The organism is Robbsia sp. KACC 23696, assembly GCF_039852015.1.
GTDB lineage: Bacteria > Pseudomonadota > Gammaproteobacteria > Burkholderiales > Burkholderiaceae > Robbsia.
The window spans coordinates 2,446,925-2,464,391 of sequence record NZ_CP156626.1 but is presented as its reverse complement, the minus strand read 5'-3'; the positions used below and the strand labels follow the sequence as shown (position 1 = coordinate 2,464,391).

Annotated in this window: 15 protein-coding genes and 1 pseudogene; all 16 read left to right on the top strand. The window is 66.1% G+C overall.

Features of this window, described 5'->3' with window-relative positions; genetic code table 11:
- Nucleotides 1-78: 78 nt before the first annotated feature.
- Nucleotides 79-888, top strand: coding sequence for a beta-ketoacyl synthase chain length factor (locus ABEG21_RS10315; protein WP_347554537.1), 810 nt, complete (start codon nucleotides 79-81; stop codon nucleotides 886-888).
- Nucleotides 881-1,711 carry a lysophospholipid acyltransferase family protein gene (locus tag ABEG21_RS10310; protein WP_347554536.1) on the top strand — a complete coding sequence of 277 codons (831 nt, stop codon included), beginning with the start codon at nucleotides 881-883 and terminating at the stop codon, nucleotides 1,709-1,711. The genes ABEG21_RS10315 and ABEG21_RS10310 overlap by 8 nt, the downstream gene beginning before the upstream one ends.
- Entirely contained in the window at nucleotides 1,692-2,009 is a 318-nt protein-coding gene (locus ABEG21_RS10305; protein WP_347554535.1) for a phosphopantetheine-binding protein, read from the top strand. Before ABEG21_RS10310 ends, ABEG21_RS10305 begins: the two co-directional genes overlap by 20 nt.
- A complete protein-coding gene (locus ABEG21_RS10300; RefSeq protein WP_347554534.1) occupies nucleotides 2,006-2,257 on the top strand; it encodes an acyl carrier protein in 252 nt (83 codons plus the stop codon). The genes ABEG21_RS10305 and ABEG21_RS10300 overlap by 4 nt, the downstream gene beginning before the upstream one ends.
- Nucleotides 2,254-2,889: a hypothetical protein gene (locus ABEG21_RS10295; protein ID WP_347554533.1), complete on the top strand. Its 636-nt coding sequence runs from the start codon at nucleotides 2,254-2,256 to the stop codon at nucleotides 2,887-2,889. Before ABEG21_RS10300 ends, ABEG21_RS10295 begins: the two co-directional genes overlap by 4 nt.
- Complete coding sequence (locus tag ABEG21_RS10290; protein WP_347554532.1) at nucleotides 2,886-4,985, top strand: AMP-binding protein; 2,100 nt, start codon at nucleotides 2,886-2,888, stop codon at nucleotides 4,983-4,985. The genes ABEG21_RS10295 and ABEG21_RS10290 overlap by 4 nt, the downstream gene beginning before the upstream one ends.
- Entirely contained in the window at nucleotides 4,985-6,829 is a 1,845-nt protein-coding gene (locus tag ABEG21_RS10285) for a glycosyltransferase (protein ID WP_347554531.1), read from the top strand. Before ABEG21_RS10290 ends, ABEG21_RS10285 begins: the two co-directional genes overlap by 1 nt.
- Nucleotides 6,816-7,265, top strand: coding sequence for a thioesterase family protein (locus ABEG21_RS10280; RefSeq protein ID WP_347554530.1), 450 nt, complete (start codon nucleotides 6,816-6,818; stop codon nucleotides 7,263-7,265). Before ABEG21_RS10285 ends, ABEG21_RS10280 begins: the two co-directional genes overlap by 14 nt.
- Nucleotides 7,265-8,107: an outer membrane lipoprotein carrier protein LolA gene (locus tag ABEG21_RS10275; RefSeq protein ID WP_347554529.1), complete on the top strand. Its 843-nt coding sequence runs from the start codon at nucleotides 7,265-7,267 to the stop codon at nucleotides 8,105-8,107. Before ABEG21_RS10280 ends, ABEG21_RS10275 begins: the two co-directional genes overlap by 1 nt.
- Complete coding sequence (locus ABEG21_RS10270; RefSeq protein WP_347554528.1) at nucleotides 8,104-10,770, top strand: MMPL family transporter; 2,667 nt, start codon at nucleotides 8,104-8,106, stop codon at nucleotides 10,768-10,770. The genes ABEG21_RS10275 and ABEG21_RS10270 overlap by 4 nt, the downstream gene beginning before the upstream one ends.
- A gap of 55 nt (nucleotides 10,771-10,825) precedes the next feature.
- The gene (locus ABEG21_RS10265) at nucleotides 10,826-12,193 is read left to right on the top strand and encodes a beta-ketoacyl-[acyl-carrier-protein] synthase family protein (protein ID WP_347554527.1); all 1,368 of its coding nucleotides are present in this window, start codon (nucleotides 10,826-10,828) and stop codon (nucleotides 12,191-12,193) included.
- Nucleotides 12,190-12,702 (top strand): beta-hydroxyacyl-ACP dehydratase, encoded by a 513-nt coding sequence (locus ABEG21_RS10260; RefSeq protein ID WP_347554526.1) that lies wholly within the window; start codon nucleotides 12,190-12,192, stop codon nucleotides 12,700-12,702. The genes ABEG21_RS10265 and ABEG21_RS10260 overlap by 4 nt, the downstream gene beginning before the upstream one ends.
- Nucleotides 12,699-13,424 carry a 3-ketoacyl-ACP reductase FabG2 gene (locus tag ABEG21_RS10255; RefSeq protein ID WP_347554525.1) on the top strand — a complete coding sequence of 242 codons (726 nt, stop codon included), beginning with the start codon at nucleotides 12,699-12,701 and terminating at the stop codon, nucleotides 13,422-13,424. The genes ABEG21_RS10260 and ABEG21_RS10255 overlap by 4 nt, the downstream gene beginning before the upstream one ends.
- A pseudogene (locus tag ABEG21_RS10250) lies at nucleotides 13,424-14,725 on the top strand (beta-ketoacyl-ACP synthase); the annotation flags it as partial. The gene ABEG21_RS10255 and the pseudogene ABEG21_RS10250, both read left to right, overlap by 1 nt.
- A 62-nt stretch (nucleotides 14,726-14,787) precedes the next feature.
- Nucleotides 14,788-16,173, top strand: a complete 1,386-nt coding sequence (locus ABEG21_RS10245) for a beta-ketoacyl-[acyl-carrier-protein] synthase family protein (protein ID WP_347554524.1) — start codon at nucleotides 14,788-14,790, stop codon at nucleotides 16,171-16,173.
- Nucleotides 16,173-17,465: an NAD(P)/FAD-dependent oxidoreductase gene (locus tag ABEG21_RS10240; protein ID WP_347556723.1), complete on the top strand. Its 1,293-nt coding sequence runs from the start codon at nucleotides 16,173-16,175 to the stop codon at nucleotides 17,463-17,465. The genes ABEG21_RS10245 and ABEG21_RS10240 overlap by 1 nt, the downstream gene beginning before the upstream one ends.
- Nucleotides 17,466-17,467: the final 2 nt, after the last annotated feature.

The following is a 17,467-nucleotide window of genomic DNA, read 5'->3' as shown; positions in this document are numbered from 1 at the left end:
CGTGCCGATGCCACTAAACGTGCGCTGATCAAGCAGGCAGTGTTACTAGAGGGTTGTCCTTTTCGGGCGTAAGACGAGATGACCGATTTGCATTGGATCGTGCCGGTGGCGCGCTGGGCGGCCGTTCCGGCTGCGACGAAGGCAGCCACGGGGCTCGAATTTGTCGATCCGATGCTGCGTCGGCGTCTGTCGAATCTGTCGCGGATGGCACTGCTGGCTGCGGCCACGTGCCTGAAAGATTCGCCGATATCGAAACACTCCAACGCAGCGGGCGAGGGTGTTGCGTCGGCGACCGTCGCGACCGAAAGGGCAACGAAAGGCGTTCGTGTTGTATTTGCGTCACGTCATGGTGAACTGCGGCGCAGCACCGATATTCTGCGCACGATCAGCGTCGGGGAGACGGTATCGCCCACCGCTTTCAGCCTGTCCGTGATGAATGCGATGACCGGCGTGTTCAGCATCGCGCGGCAGGATCGGAGTGCCTCGACCGCGTTGTCGGCCGGCCCTGAAACGCTGGGGTATGCCTTGCTCGAAGGCTATGCGCAGTACGTCAGCGATCCGAGCGCGCCGGTATTGGTGGTATACGCCGACGAAACGGCCGACCCGATATTCGGTGAGATCCAGGATGAGATCGAGGGGGGCGCCGTCGCCGTCTTGATTTCGGGCGACGCAACGACCCGTCTCGGCTGTCGTTTGCGGCCTGCTGCGGCCGACCCGGTCGCCACGCCGATCGCGGCGCGCGATGGCAGCTTCGACGATGCGGGAGACGATACCGCCGCGACGGTGTGCGCGACGCAAAGCGCCGCCGTCCTGCAGGCGCTAAGCGGCGCGGCGGCGGTGTGGCAAGGGGCGTCGGGGCAGTGGTGTTGGAGCGGGATCGATGCATGACGACCGGCCTTTGCCGGGAGGGCGATTGGACCGGTGGTGGCGCCTGCTTGCGACGGGTCTCGCTTTTGTCGTTTTTGGTATAAGCGGCGGGTTTTTCTCCGTGTGTTTTTTACCGTTGATGCTATTGTGGCCGCATCGATCGTCGCGGCAACGGGCGGTGACATTCGGCATCCATTGTTTTTTTCGCTATCTCGTCGCCGTCTTGGGACGGCTGCGCGTCATGTATGTGGATGTGCAGGGCGCGGAACGTTTGCGACGGCTTGGACCGCGCATTGTGGTGGCGAACCATCCCACCTATCTCGATGTGATGGTGCTGCTGTCGATGACGCCGCGCGCCTGCTGCGTAGTGAAGAACGCGCATTGGCGAAATCCGTGTTTTTGGGGCATCGTCCGCGCCGCGTCCTACGTCAGCAATGCCGATCCGGAGGCCTTGATTCGAGACGGTGCGAAGCAGCTTTCGCGGGGCTATACGGTCATCGTGTTTCCGGAGGGAACGCGCAGTCCGGGGCCGGATCGCCTGCATGCCTTTTCGCGGGGATTCGCGCATATGGCCCTGCATGCAGGCGCCGAGATTCAGCCGGTGTTGCTGCACTGTGCGCCAGCGGCATTCACGAAACGCATGCGCTGGTATGACGTGCCGACGAAAGCGTTCACGCTGTACGTGCGAATGCTCGACGTATTGACACCGCAGCAGCAGATGGCGGCACAGAGGGATGACACGACCAGGCCCCCCTCGGTGGCCCTGGCGGCACGACGCTTGACCGCGTCGGTCGAGACACTGATGTATCAGCGCTTGAAGGATCATGGATACATTGAAATTTGAATTGAAACAGTTGTTGATCGATGCGTTGGATCTCGAGGATATGAGCCCGGCCGACATCGACGATGACGCACCGTTGTTCGAGTCCGATGGCATCGGCTTGGATTCCATCGACGCATTGGAGGTCGGCATCGTGCTGCGCAAGCATTACGGTCTGACGATCGCCGCCAACGATGAAAGCACGCATCGTCATTTCCGATCCATTTCGACTCTTGCCGCGATGATCGCGGCCGCGCAGGCCGACGGCACCGCGAAGGGCGCCGATGTGGCACGTGCAGGCGGTAACGGAGAACCATCGTGACCGAGCAGGAAATCCTCGATCGCATTCGCGATATTTTCGAAGAGAACTTCGATATTGCGCCGTCCCGTGTGACGATCGACGCGCATTTGTTCACCGACCTCGACCTTGACAGCATCGATGCGGTGGACCTCGCCATCAAGCTGCAGGAAATGACGGGCCGACGCTTGCAGCCCGAAGAATTCAAATCGGTGCGGACGGTGGGCGATGTCGTGCGCGCGGTGGAATCGTTGCTTGCAGCCCAGCAATGATGCTGACGGTGGCGCGTGTCGCGGTGCGGCTGGCCTATCCGGTATTGATTCTCGGTAGTTGGTACTGGGATGCGCCACGATTGATGGGCCTGTTGCTGCTGGTGCTGTTATGGCTGCAACGCGCGCTCGGTGGTGGCATCGTCGGCAATGCGCTGCGGCGCATGTCGCGGCTGGACTGGATCGTCGCCCTCATGTTGAGCGGGATGTCGAGCGCGATCGCGTGGACCGGCGACGCGACGTTGTTGCGTCTCTATCCCGCGCTCGTCAATCTGGGGTTACTGGTGGCTTTCGGCGCCACGCTGCATCGCGGCCCGTCGATGATCGAGCGCTTCGCCCGGATCGGCACACCCGATCTGCGTCCCGACGCGCAGGCCTATACGCGCCGCGTCACCGTTCTCTGGTGTGGCTTCTTTATTGCAAACGGGCTGTTTTCCGGCTACACCGGATTGGTCTGGAATCTCGCGGACTGGGCCGTGTACAACGGCATCGTCGCCTATCTGCTGATTGGCGCATTGCTGTCCGGCGAATGGCTGTGGCGACGCTTCGTCGTGATGCCGCGTCATCGTAGCGCTGCGGACAACGAGGATCGCCGCGCGTCGGGGCAGACGGAAAAAGGTGGAGCACGTGCATGAGCCGCTTGCAGCCGCTGCATCGCGTCTATTGCTGGAGGCCCGACGCGGGCATGCCTCCGGCCTCGTCGCCGTCGGCGTACCCGACGTTTGCGCCCGATACGCCACTTTGTCTGGACCGAGCGCGTGGGCACGGGGCGCCGCTGTTGACGCGGGGCGATTTCGCCATCGCGGGGCGGCAGGTGCACGATTGGATCCTGGGCCATCCGACACGGTGCGATCGCACCGACGATGCACGCGTCAGCGGTGCCGCGGCGGCGCGGGTCCTGATCTATCTGGACGATCCCTTCGATTTTTTGTGCGCCTTGTTCGGCACGCTGGCGGCCGGCTGCATGCCGGTGCTGCCCGCACACGATGCGCCGGCTTATTGGGATGCCCTCGCGGCGGCGGATGCGTACGATCTGACGTTGACGGCCGAGAAGTACGCCGGGCTTACCGCGCGGCGCGATCCGCATCGCGACACCGTCTTCGCCAATTGCCTCATCGATCCGCAGGCCCGTTTGACGTTGTTCACGTCAGGCAGTACCGGCGCACCCAAGCCGGTGCACAAGACGCTCGCACAGCTGGATGCCGAGGTGCAAAGCTATGCGGTGCAGTGGGGCGACCGATTCGATCAGGCAGTTTTCCAAGCCAGCGTCCCGCATCATCATATTTATGGGATGACGTTTTTCCTGCTCTGGCCGCTGGCCGCGGGGGGCGTTTTCGATCGCATGCGTTGCACCGGACCGGGCGATTGGTGTCATGCCGGCATGCCGGTGCAAACGCGCCTGCGCGACGGCAGGGCGGATGCGTCGGATGCATCGGATGCGTCGGATGCGTCGATCGCGAAAGCGGTTCGGCGCGTCATCGTGTCGACGCCGCCGCAATTGGCGCGATGGCCGGGGCTGTCGGGTTTCGACGCGCCGCTGGAACGGGCCGACGCCTATGCCTTCCTGTCCGCCGGCGCGGCTTTGTCGCGCGAGACGGCGCATGCGTATCTGAGGGTATTCGGCGCGGCACCTGTCGAGGTGTATGGCAGTACCGAAACCGGCGCGATCGCGACGCGACAGCAGCGCGCGGATGCGTCCGGAGATCGATGGCTGCCGCTGCCCGGGCAGATCGTCTGGCGCACCGAGGACGGCACGCTGGCGGTGCGATCGCCGCACCTCCGCGCGGGCGATGACAGCGCGCTCGCGCGCGACGGCTACGTGACGGCCGATGCCGTCACCTTCGGCGATGCCGATGCCGATGTCGATGCCGATGCCGCCGGCGGGAGCGTTGCTTCCGGCACGACCCCGTTCCTGCTGGGCGGCCGCGTCGATCGTATCGCAAAGGTATCGGGCAAACGCGTGTCCTTGCCGGAAATCGAGATGGCCTTGGGGTCGCACCCGATGGTCGACCAAGCCGCGGCGGTGACATTGATGAGATCGTCCGCCGATACGCCGCACCGGCGCGAACGCATCGGCATCCTGATCGTCTTGCGCGAGGTGGGAAGTGGCGTGCTGTTCGAGCAGGGGCGGGCGGCTGTGATACGCATACTGCGTCTGTTTCTGGCCGCGCACGTCGATCCGGCGGCGGTGCCGCACTATTGGCGTTTCGTGGCGGCGCTCCCGTTCGATCAGCGCGGCAAATTGCCGGCGATAGCACTGCGGGCCGCGTTCGCGACCACGTCGGCGATGCCGGAGGTCTTGTCCTACGCGCACGCGGTGGCTGTCGATAGACCGGATGCCCCGCGGCGATGGCGCTATACGATGCGGATCGCGGCATCGTTGATTCAATTCGAAGGACATTTTCCGATGCAGCCGATTCTGCCCGGCGTCGCGCAACTGCATTGGGCCGTGCAGTTCGCGCAACGTCATGTTGTGGCGCTTGCGAGAATGCGGTCCGTCGAGCAATTGAAGTTCACGACGCCGATCATGCCGGGCGCGACGTTGACGCTGACCTTGACGGACGATGTCGCGCGACATCGCGTGGCGTTCGTCTACGAAGCGAATGGTCGGTCCTGCGCCACCGGGCTGCTGTGCTATGGGATGGAAAAACGGACCGAGCACGCCGGCATCGTAACCGGTGATGCCGGCGTGTCGGCGCAGGCGCAGGCGCGGCCGGAGGCGGCAGGCTGATGAGCACGTTTAATCCCTGCATTGTCATTCCGATCTATAACCATAAGGATCAGATCGGCCACACGGTCAGTCGCCTGGCCGTCCATGGATTGCCGATCCTGATCGTCAACGACGGCAGCGATGCGGCCACGCGTGCGGTATTGGAAGCGCTCGCCGCCGCGATGAATGGGCGTGCCTCTGCCTCGCCCGCTGCGTCGGCCTCTGAGTCGGCGTCATCGTCGATACCGCGTCCGCTAACCTTGCTGCATCTGCCGCAGAACGGCGGAAAAGGCGCGGCGGTCATGGCCGGATTACGCGCGGCGCGCGATGCCGGCTATTCGCATGCGCTGCAAATCGACGCCGACGGGCAGCACGACGCGGGCGACGTGCCGCGCTTCGTCACGGCCGCGCGGGCGGCGCCGGCCGCGATGATCGTCGGTCGTCCGATCTACGACGAAACGGTGCCGCGCGCGCGCCTGTACGGTCGCCTGCTGACCAATGTCTGGGTGTGGATCGAGACCTTGTCGCTGACGATCCGGGATGCGATGTGCGGCTATCGGATTTATCCGCTCGCGGCGGCTTGCGCCTTGATCGATACGGTGCGATTGCCCACGCGGATGGACTTCGATATCGAGATTCTCGTACGCCTCTATTGGCGACGACTCGCCTTCGTTACCGTACCGACGCGCGTTGTCTATGCGGAAGCGGGTTTGTCGCACTTCGATATGCTCTGGGACAACGTTCGTATCAGCCGCAGTCATACGCGGCTGGTCTGCGGCATGGTGTTGCGTTTGCCGATGCTGCTCGCGCACAAGCTGATGCCGCGACGTACGGCCGACGTCGCATCGTCGTCGGATGCGACAACGCAGACCCAGATACAGCCCCAGACGCAACTCGGATGGTGGCGCATGCGCGAGCGTGGCAGCGGCCTTGGGCTGGCCTTGCTCGGATTGAGCCAGCGCGTGCTGGGTCCGCGCGTGACGCGATGGTGGTTGCATCCGGTGGTGGCGTATTTTCTGTTGACCGGCGGCGCGGCACGTCGGGCCTCGTTCGATTACTTCACGCGGCTGGCGCGCCATAGTGGCGGCACGTCGCCGGCGCCCGGTTGGCGCAGTGCGTACCGGCAGATGTTCGCATTCGCCGAGTCCGGGCTCGACAAGGTGCTGGCCTGGTCGGGGAGGATGCCGCGGGCCGAGATCACGTTCCGCGATACGACCGACTTCGATGCCTTGGTGCGCAGCGGTCGCGGTGCCTTGATCGTCGGTGCGCACCTGGGCAATTTGGAGATGGCTCGCGCGCTGGGGGCGCATGGCGGTCGCGCCGCAGGCCTCGGCCGACCGGTCCGCGTCACGGCCATCGTCTACACCGAGCACGCGAAGCGGTTCAACGCGATGCTGGAAAAAGCGCATCCCGATTTTGCCGCGCATCTGGTGCAGGTGGACGACTTCGGGCCGCAGACGGCCATCATGATGCAGCAGCGCATCGATGCCGGCGAGTGGCTGGTGATCGTCGGCGATCGCGTGCCGGCGCGCGAGGGCGGCCGGACCGTACAGGTGCCGTTCCTCGGGGTGCCCGCGCCGTTCGCACAGGGGCCGTGGGTCCTCGCGCACGCGCTGTCCTGCCCGGTCTTTCTGTTTTTCAGCGTCAAGCAGCAGGGGCGTTACCATCTGTTCTTCGAAGCGTTCGCCGAGCGCATCGTCTTGCCGCGTCGCGACCGACAGGCCCATATCGCCGAGTGGGCGGGGCGCTTTGCGGACCGTCTGGCAAGCTACTGCCGGGCCACGCCCGACCAGTGGTTCAATTTCTACGATTTCTGGGCCGGCGCCCGATCACTTGGAGACACTCCCTCCGATGGCCGTCGATGACAAAGCCGATGGAGGCGTCCTGCTGAGTGCCAGCACGACCCTCGAGGTTCCCTTCCATGATGTCGATGCCATGTGCGTCTGCTGGCATGGTCACTATGTGAAGTATCTGGAACTGGCGCGCGCGGCCTTGCTGCGCCGGTTCGACTACGACTATCCGCAGATGCAGGCGTCCGGCTATCTCTGGCCGGTCGTCGATCTGCGCCTGCGCTATGTCAAACCGGCCATCTATGGCCAACGGATCGTTGTGCGGGCGGATTTGCTCGAGTTCGAAAATCGCCTGCGAATCGTCTATGAAATTCGCGACGAGGCGAGCGGCAAACGGCTGACGAAAGGGCAGACGGTGCAGGTCGCCGTCGAGGCCGCAACACAGTCCTTGCAATTCGTCTCGCCGCCGATCGTCGGCGAGAAGCTGGCGCGCGTGCGGGGAGCCGCGTGATGCGCCATCCGACACGCATGACCGCGCCGATGCGACGCATCGGCATGACGGTGTCGCTCCTCGTGGCGACCTGCTCGGTATCGGTATCCGCGATGGCGCAAGCAGCGGGGACATCGAAGCCGTATGCCGCTAGCGCTGCCATCGCCGCGCCGTCGGCGTCCACGCCGCGCGCGGCGCCGGCGTCGGCACAGCAGGGGGACGCCGCGCTGGTGCAACGTATCGCCGCGCAATTGGGCCGGCATCCGGTCGTACAGTCTCGCTACACGCAGACGCAGACGCGTGCCGCGCTGCGGCGCCCCTTGATCAGCGCCGGGACCTTGCTGTTCGCGCGTGACAGCGGCGTCGTGTGGACCGTGAGTCGACCGGTTCAGGCCGTTTATGCGATCACCGATCACGGCGTGCGTCAGGTCGCCGACGCCGCCCCGGCTGCCGGGGCCGACACGCGCAATGTCGTCACCGCGGGGCGCGTTGGGCAGGCGGGGGCGTCCGACAGCGTGCCGGCGTCGCCGCCCGCGAACGGCATGCCTGCCAAGGCGCCGCCGGCCGCGGCCGCGCAGGTTTCGGGGATGATGCGGTCCATGCTCGGAGGCGATCTGTCCGCGCTGTACAGTCAGTTCGATGTCAGTGCGCAAGGTACCGTCGCACGATGGCGACTGCGGCTGACACCGAATCAGCCGCAAATTGCGACGGCCGTGCGTCAGATCGATCTGGAGGGCAGTGACTTCGTCACCTCGCTCGACATCGTGCAGGCGAATGGCGATACGTTGCAATGGACCTTCGACGACGCGCATGCCTTGCCCGCCTTGCCTGAACGCGAGCGTGCCTGGTTGTCCGCGAAATGACGCAACGCGAAGCGGCCGGCGCCGGCACGGACCAGCACCAGGACCGCGGTGGACGCCCCTGGCGGGTATGGCTGGCGTGGATCGTCCTGGCCGCCTGCGCCCTGGGCTTTGCCGGCTGGCGCATGTGGGGCGTGCCGCAGCCGGCGCCGCTGCAGACCGATCTGCTGGCCTTGCTGCCGCGCAGTGCGGCCGACCCGGTTGCCGATCAGGCGGTGGATCGGCTGACCGATGCGGTCGGCCAGCGGATCGTCTTCCTCGTCGAAGCCGACGACCCGGCGCAGGCGCGCGCCGCCGCGCAGACGTTCGCCGATACCCTGGCGAAGGCTAGCGCCGATACGCGCGCACTGCTGTTCACCAGCGTGATCGCCAAATTGCCGGCGTTCGATCTGTCGCGCATCGGTTCGACCTATTTGCCGTTTCGCTTCGGCCTGTTGACGCCGGACGATCGCGCCGCCTTGCAAGCGCTCGTGGGGGCCGCGCCAAGCGCGCGGGACGCGGCGCTTCGCCAATGGCTCGACGCGCGGCTGTATGCGCCCGATGCAGCGGCGGGCGGCGGCCCGCTCCAGGCATCGCTGGCCGACGATCCATTCGGATGGTTGTCGCATTGGCTGTCCGATCTGCCGCTTGCGCAGACGCGGCTGCAGTTCGATCAGGGCTATCTCGTGGCGCATATCGCTGCCGATGGGCAGCGGGCCAGCACCGGGCACCACCGGATCGGCGTGCTCGTGCTGGCGACGCTGGCCGGATCGCCCTATGCGACACAGACGCAGCAGGCGGTGCTCGATGCGGTCGGGTCCGGCGACGCCGCGATGCGACACACGGCGGCACCCGGTCTGACGCTGACGCGATTCGGCGCGGTCTTTTACGCGGCGTCGGCGCGGGCCTCGGCACAACACGAAGTGCATGTGATCGGGCTGGCCTCGCTGGCCGGCATCGCGGTCCTGATGGTGTGGGTGTTTCGCTCGGCACGGCTGCTGCTGCTGGGCTTTCTGTCGACGGCGCTGGGCGTGCTGTTCGCCTTCGATATCACGCTCGCCGTATTCGGACAGATCCATTTGCTGACGCTGGTGTTTGGTGCAAGCCTCATCGGGGAAGCGGTCGATTACGCGATCCAGTACTTTGTCGCCTATCTCGAACAGGGGGTGGCGATCCGCGCGACGTCGTCGGCGCGGAGGGCATCGCGTGTGGTGCGTCCAGCGTTGACGGTGGCGCTGGCGACCAGCTTGCTCGGTTATGCGGTGCTGGCGGCAGTGCCGTTTCCGGCGTTGCGACAGATTGCCTGCTTCGCATTCGTCGGCATCGCGACGGCCTTCCTCAGCGTCCTGACGCTGCTGCCGACCTTGCTGCCTCGACTGAAGGCGCGGACGGCGGCGTCGCGTACCGTCTTCTTCGCGCGAGCCGGTCGCGGACTCGCCCTGGCCTATCGTCTGTTGCAGGCGCGTCGGGTCTGGCCCGTCGCCGTGATAGTGGCGCTGCTGGCGGCGCCCGGATGGCGCCTGCTGCACAGCGACGACGACATCCATCTGTTGGTGAAGCGCGATCCGACGCTGTTGGCACAGGAGAATCGCATCCGCCGTGCCTTGGGCAGCGACGAGAGCACGCAATTCTTTTTGGTCCGCGGTCGCGACGACGAGGCCGTGCTGCAGGGGCTGGCGCGGATCGATGCGCGCCTGCGTGCATCGCCCCTGCTGCCGGCCTGGCAGAGCGTGACGTCGTTCGTGCCGTCGACGGCGCGACAGCAGGCCGACGCGGCGTTGGTGAATCGCGTCGTGTTCGCGGACCCTGAGGCATTGCGCCGGATCCTCGTCGATGCCGGGTTACGCGACGACGTGATCGACCGTTGGTTCGACGCGCATCGACACGAGGGCGACACCGTGCATGTCGCGGATTGGCTCGCGGCCTCGTGGTCGCAGCCGTATGCGCATCTCTGGCTGGGCACGTTGAACGGCGCTGCGGGAACGTCGGGCACCGCCGCCGCGCCGCCGGTGCAGGCCGCCGTGATGCCGCTGCAGGGTGTCGATGACAGCAAGGTGGCGGCGTTGCGGGCGTTGGCCGAGCAAGCGAGTAGCGCGGAGGCGCGCATCGTCTTCGTCGATAAGGCGCGTAGCGTGTCGGACTTGTTCGGCGCCTATCGGGTTCGCGGCGCGTTCTGGTTGCTGGGTGTGTCGGCGCTGATCCTCGGCTTGCTATCATGCCGCTATCGGTTGCGAGGCGCCGTGCGGGTCATGTTGCCGACCGCGCTGTCGGTGGCGGTCGTGCTCGGCGCCTTCGGTTATCTGCATCAAGCCTTGACCCTGTTCAACATCCTGGCGCTGATGCTGGTTTTGGGGGTCGGTGTCAATTACGCGGTGTTTCTCCGTGAGGGTTGCTTGCGCATCGCACGCGACGGCAGCCAGGGCAGCGTGGCGTCCGAGGATGCCGACAGTGCCTTGGGCGCCGTGTGGGTGGGTGTGCTGCTGTCGGCCGCCACCACCTTTCTGTCGTTCGGCCTGCTGGCATGCAGTGCGATGCCGGCGTTGCGCGGCTTTGGCTTGACGCTGTCCCTCGGCATCGGTGTGGCGGTGCTGTTGTCGCCGCTCGGCATGCCGTTCGATCCGGGCCGTCCTGCCGGACAGCGAGACGAGGCGAATGGGCGAGAGGAATGGGCTTTTCGAAACGGCTGAACGGCGTGGGCGATAGAACGCGCACGTCGATCGTCGTGCACAGAACGGGTAAGGTATGAGTGCATTTTTTTCGTCGCCGGTCTATCTGCGCGCGCTTGGCCTGACCAATGCGTTGGGCGACGGGGCGGACGCGGTCGTGGCGTCGCTGCGCAATGGCGTGGCGCCCGGCATGGGCCTGATGCAGACGCGGACCGGGCCCGCCTATGTGGGCCGCGTGCCGACGCTGCCGTCGTGGAACGACGCCTTGCAGGCCTTGCATGCGGGACTGCCGTCGGGCAGCGCACGTCCGGTGTTTGCGCAATGGCAGGCGGCCCTGTCGCGTTACGACTGCCGACATAACCGGATGCTGCTGGCGGCACTGCTGCAGATCCTGCCCGCGATCGCCGATGCCATCACCCGTTTCGGCGCCGCGCGTGTCGGCGTGGTGCTGGGCACCAGCACCTCGGGTATCGAGGCGGCTGAAATCGCGTTCCAGACGCCGTCGCCCTCGGGATCGCTGCCCGCGAGCTTCGACTACCGGCAGATGGAAATCGGCTCGGCCGGTCCGTTGGCGGCGCGCGTGCTCGGCGTGCGCGGACCGGCTTATACGCTTTCCACGGCCTGTACCTCCAGTGGCAAGGCGATCGCGGCCGCACGGCGGCTGTTGCGTCTCGGCCTCTGCGACGCGGTCATCACCGGCGGCGTCGACTCGCTGTGTGAGCTGACCTTGCAGGGTTTCGCTTCGCTGGCGTCCACCAGTCTGACGCCGACCAATCCCTTGAGCGTGAACCGTCGCGGCATCAATATCGGCGAAGGCGCGGCCTTGTTCCTGATGTCGCGCGAAGCGGGGACGACGGACAAAGCGGACAAAGCGGACGAAGCGGACGCAGCGAGCGGAGCGCGCGATAGTGCTGAGGCGGCAGCCATCGGCGGCGCGGGCGGGGTCTGCCTCGCCGGCGTCGGCGAGTCGAGCGATGCGCATCACATCTCGTCGCCGGACCCCGCCGGGGTCGGCGGCGAGCTGGCATTGCGCATGGCGCTCGACGACGCCGGCATCGCTCCCGAGGCCATCGACTATGTCAATCTGCACGCCACCGCGACGCCAAAGAACGACGAAATGGAAGCGGCGATGATAGCGCGGGTGTTTCCGGCCGGCGTGCCGGTCAGCGGCACGAAGCCGCTGACCGGTCATACGCTCGGCGCGGCGTCGGCGACCGAGCTTGGCCTGCTGTACCTGATGCTGACGCGTGACGATATGCCGATTCCGCCGCACTGCTGGGACGGCCAGCCGGACCCGGCCTTGCCGGCGCTGGACGTGGTCGCGCCGGGACGGTATCTGCGGCGTGCCGCGCAGACGGGATCGCAGCACGGTCGCCGCTTTTTGATGAGTAATTCCTTTGCTTTCGGCGGCAACAATATCAGTCTCATCGTGGGGGACCGATGACCGCGTTTCCGTCGATCGCCGATTGCCTGCCGCATCGCGGGCCGATGCTGCTGCTCGATCGGATTCTCGCCAGTTCCGCCGATACCATCCGCGTGGCGGCGCAGGTCGATGCCGCTGCGTGGTACGCCGATGCGGACGGCGCGATGCCGGCCTGGATCGGTGTCGAATTGATGGCGCAGACGACCGGCGCGCATATCGGCTTGCTGGCGCTGATGGGCACCGCGGCCGCGCGTCCCGGCGTGCTGTTGGGCACACGGCGTTATACGATGCAGGCGTCGCGCTTCGCTGCCGCGACCTGGCTCGTCATCGACGCCGAACGGGTCTTGTGGACCGAGGAAGGTCACGGCGCCTACGCTTGCACGATCCGTCCGCTCGCGCAAGCGCCGACGCTTGACGCCACGATGGACGGCGGCCCGGACGCGACGACCGCGGTGCTGGCGGAAGGGGTGATCAAAGTATTTCAGCCTGCGGACTTTGCCGCATTCAGTGAGAGGAGTGAAGGGGAATGAACCGACGCGTATTGGTGACAGGCGCCAGCCGGGGTATCGGTCGTGCGATCGCCTATCGTCTGGCCGAGGACGGCTTTTCGATCGGGGTGCACAGCCGTGTCGGCACGGACGCCGCGCAGGGCGTGGTGCAAGGTATCGTCGCGCAGGGCGGCGCCGCGCGCGTGGTCCAGTTCGATGTCCGTGACCGGGCGGCAAGCCGTACGGCATTGGAGGCTGACGTCGCCGCGAACGGTCCGTACTACGGCATCGTCTGCAGTGCGGGCATCACGCGCGACGCGGCGTTTCCGGCTTTGAGCGGCGACGATTGGGACAGCGTCATCGAGACCAGTCTCGACGGTTTCTTCAACGTCGTGCATCCGTTGACGATGCCGATGGTACGCGCGCGCAGCGGCGGCCGCATCGTCACGATCGCGTCGGTGTCCGGCGTGATGGGGAATCGCGGGCAGGTGAATTACAGCGCGGCGAAGGCCGGCTTGATCGGGGCGACGAAGGCCTTGGCCGTCGAGCTGGCGACGCGCGGCATCACCGTCAACTGCGTCGCGCCCGGCTTGGTCGATACCGGCATGCTGGACGGCGTGGCGGTCGAACACGCGCTGAAACAGGTGCCGATGAATCGCATCGGCGAACCGGCCGAGGTCGCGGCCGTGGTGGGGTTCCTGATGTCGGATGCGGCATCGTATGTCACGCGCCAGGTGATCGGCGTCAACGGTGGAATGATCTGATGAACAGCCTTCACGCAGCGTCGTCCGGTGGCCACGCGTCCGTGCCGTCGCGATCGGCCTCGGGGCGCCGTCGCGTGGTCGTCACCGGCTTCGGCGGCGTCACGCCGTTCGGTGACGATTGGGATGCTATCGCGCAACGTCTGGCCAGCGGCCGGAACGCGGTGCGGCGCTACGATGCCTGGGATGCGTTCGATGGGCTGCATACGCGGCTGGCCTGTCCGTTGCCGAACTTTGTCGTGCCGTCACACTATCCGCGCAAGAAGACGCGGGCGATGGGGCCGGTGTCGCTCTATGCGGTGCGGGCGAGCGAACATGCGCTCGCCGATGCCGGTCTGGGCGACGGCGGCGCGCACGATGTGCCGATCGCCGATGGTCGGATGGGCGTGGCCTATGGATCGTCGTCCGGATCGGTCGAACCGATTCGCGCCTTCGGCACGATGTTGCAGACCGGCTCGATGCGCGATGTCACGTCGAACACCTATGTGCAGATGATGCCGCATACGGCCGCCGTCAACGTCGGTCTATTCTGGGAGTTGAAGGGCCGCATCATTCCGACCTCCTGCGCCTGTGCCTCCGGCTCGCAGGCGATCGGGTATGCCTACGAGGCAATTGCCTATGGCATGCAGGACATGATGCTGGCGGGCGGCGCGGAGGAGTTGTCCGGCCCTGCCGTCGCCGTGTTCGATACGCTGTACGCCACCAGCACGCGCAACGATGCACCGGAATCGACGCCCCGGCCCTTCGATCGTGACCGCGACGGTCTGGTCGTCGGCGAGGGTGCGGTCACGCTCGTGCTGGAGGCGTATGAACATGCGCTTGCGCGCGGGGCGCGTATCCATGCCGAGATCGTCGGTTTCGGGTGCAACTCCGATGGCGGGCATATGACGCAGCCGTCCAGCGCGACGATGGCCGTGGCGATGCACGCCGCCTTGCGCGATGCCGGATTGACGCCGTCCGCGATTGGTTATCTGAACGCGCACGGTACGTCCACCGACCGTGGCGACCAGGCCGAAAGCGAGGCCTCGCACGCGGTGTTCGGCGAGCGTATTCCGGTCAGCTCGCTTAAAAGTTATGTCGGTCATACGCTGGGCGCCTGCGGGGCGTTGGAGGCCTGGTGGACAATCGAGATGATGAATCGCGACTGGTTCGCTCCCACGCTGAATCTCGATCATGTCGATCCGGCCTGCGCCCCGCTGGACCATATCGTCGGCGCACCCCGGACGATGCGCGTCGAGTATGCGATGAGCAACAATTTCGCGTTCGGCGGCATCAATACCTCGCTGATCTTCGCACGCCATCAGGGCAGTGCCACGCTTGCCGCGCCGCTGCCCGCCGTCGCGCAGCAAGACATCGGGGATGCGCCGTGACGACATCGCCACGGCAGGTCGCGATCACCGGCATCGGCATCCTGTCCTGCCTCGGGAACACCCCGGCCGCCGTTTCGGCGGCATTGCGCGCAGGCCGCAGCGGCATTGTCGCGATGCCGCGCTGGCGCGAGCGGGGCATGGGCTCGCAGGTGGCGGCACGCGTGCATCGGGAGGACGACGCGGCGATGCCGCCGTTCAGCCGTCGCTACGAACGCTTCATGGGCGATACCGCACGCTTTGCCTGTCATGCGGCGCGCCTCGCGCTCGATGACGCCCGCCTGGATGCCGCGGCCTTGCATTCACCGCGCGCCGGCGTGGTGATCGGTTCCGGTAGCGGCACATTGCAGGTCTACGACGACGCGATGGCCTTGGTCGCGGCACGGGGCATCGAACGCGCGCCTCCCTTCATCGTGCCGCAGGTGATGGGCAATACCGCGTGCGCGAGCGTTGCCCAGGTGTTTGGCGTGCAGGGCATCAGCTACGCCGTGTCGGCCGCCTGCACGACGTCGACGATCGCCTTGGGTCAGGCGGCGCATCTGATCGCGTCCGGCGCGCAGGACGTGATGCTCGCCGGCGGCAGCGAAGCGCTGCATGACAACACAGCCCTGATGTTCGATGCGATGGGCACCTTGTCGCGGGGATTCAACGCGACGCCGCATACGGCATCGCGCCCCTATGACCGCGCGCGGGACGGCTTCGTGATTGGGGAAGGGGCGGGCGTGCTGGTGCTCGAATCCCTGGATCATGCAGTGGCGCGCGGGGCGAACGTGATCGCCTTGCTCGACGGCTATGGCCAGAGTACCGATCCAGGCAGCTTCGTCTCGCCAGGCGCGCGAGGCATCGCGCGTGCCGTGGCGGCGGCGTGGCGCGCAGCGGGACAGGCACCGATCGACTACATCAATACGCATGCGCCATCGACGCCGCAGGGCGATCTGGCGGAGACCGATGCGTTGCGCCAGGTCTTCGGCGGCGCGGCAGGCATGCCGGCGTTTTCGTCGACGAAAGCGTTCAGCGGGCATGCGTTGGGCGCCTGTGGCGTGCATGAGGCGATCTACACGCTACTGATGATGCGCGACGGCTTCATCGCCGGCGGCATCGGAACGGACGCGGCGCAAACGACACCGACCGACGGCTCGGCGCTGCAGCGCGATCCGGTCTTTGCCGATCTGCCGATGGTCGAACGCACGCGCGACGCACGGCTCACTCGGACGATGTCCGTGTCCTTCGGTTTCGGCGGCAGTTGCGCCGCCCTATGTTTTGCCGCGCGCGATACCGTGGCGCCGTCCCCCTTATCCGATGGGTCGGCGCTGCCGCCCGCATCGGCCGAACTGCAAAAAATCCGAGGCCCGGTAAATGCACCGCGGCCGAAAAAGGCACCATGATGACGACTGGCGACGGTAAGACGATCGACGTGGACGTGGCGGTCATCGGCGCGGGACCGGCGGGTGCCGTGGCGGCGGCGCTGCTGCGCCGTGATGGCCATCGGGTACGCGTAATCGAACGCCAGCAGTTTCCGCGTTTCTCGATCGGCGAGAGTTTGTTGCCGCAGAGCATGGCGTATATCGAAGAAGCCGGCATGCTGCAGGCCGTGGTGGAAGCCGGTTTTCAATACAAGAACGGCGCCGCATTCTTCCGTGGCGAGGAACGTTCGGAGTACGATTTTCGAGATAAGTCCTCGCCCGGTTGGGGCACGACGTTTCAAGTGGTGCGTGCCGACTTCGACAACGTGCTGGCGCGTTGCGCGGCCGAGCAGGGCGCCGATGTGCGTTTCGGCGAGACGGTGACGGCGTTTCGCGGCGGCGCCACGCCGGAGCTCGATATCGTCGATGCCGAGCAGGTGGCCACGACGCTGCGTGCGCGCTTCGTGTTGGATGCGAGCGGCTTCGGGCGCGTGCTACCGCGTTTATTGCAGCTCGAGACGCCGACGGGCCTGCCGCAACGGGCCGCGCTGTTCGGGCACTTCGCCGAAGGCGATGCCGCACGACAAAGCGATCGCACGAAGATCGGCGTCTTTGTGCACCCGTCGCATCGCGATGTCTGGTTCTGGCGAATTCCGCTGTCCGACGGACGCTCGTCGATCGGCTGCGTGGCCGCGCCAGCCTTCCTTTCTCCGGACGACGGCCTGCCCTTATCGGCACGTCCCGAGTCCGAACAAGACGCATGGCGCGAAGCGCGTCTGCGCGCCTTGATCGCCGAGGAGCCATTGCTCGCGCGCCTGTTCGACGGTGCCCCGTTGCGGATGCCGGTTCGCACGCTGACCGGCTATTCGGCGAATGTCGCCTCATTGCATGGCGATGGGTATGCCTTGCTCGGCAATGCCGGCGAATTCCTCGATCCGGTCTTTTCCTCTGGCGTCACGATCGCGGTACGGTCCGCGCATCAGGCGACGCAGGTGTTGAAACGACAATTGCGCGGCGAGGCGGTGGATTGGCAACGCGAGTACGACGCGCCGCTGCGCAAGGGCATCGATACGTTCCGTGCCTTCGTCGAGCGTTGGTATTCGGGTGAATTGCAGGACATCATCTTCTACAAGGCGCAGACGCCGATGATTCGCCGGATGATCAGCGCGGTGCTGGCCGGCTATGCCTGGGATGAAAGCAATCCTTATGTAAAGGATCCGGTGCGTCGCCTCAACGCGCTTCACGCGGTGTGCGCGCTGCCGACGGCGGGTTGATG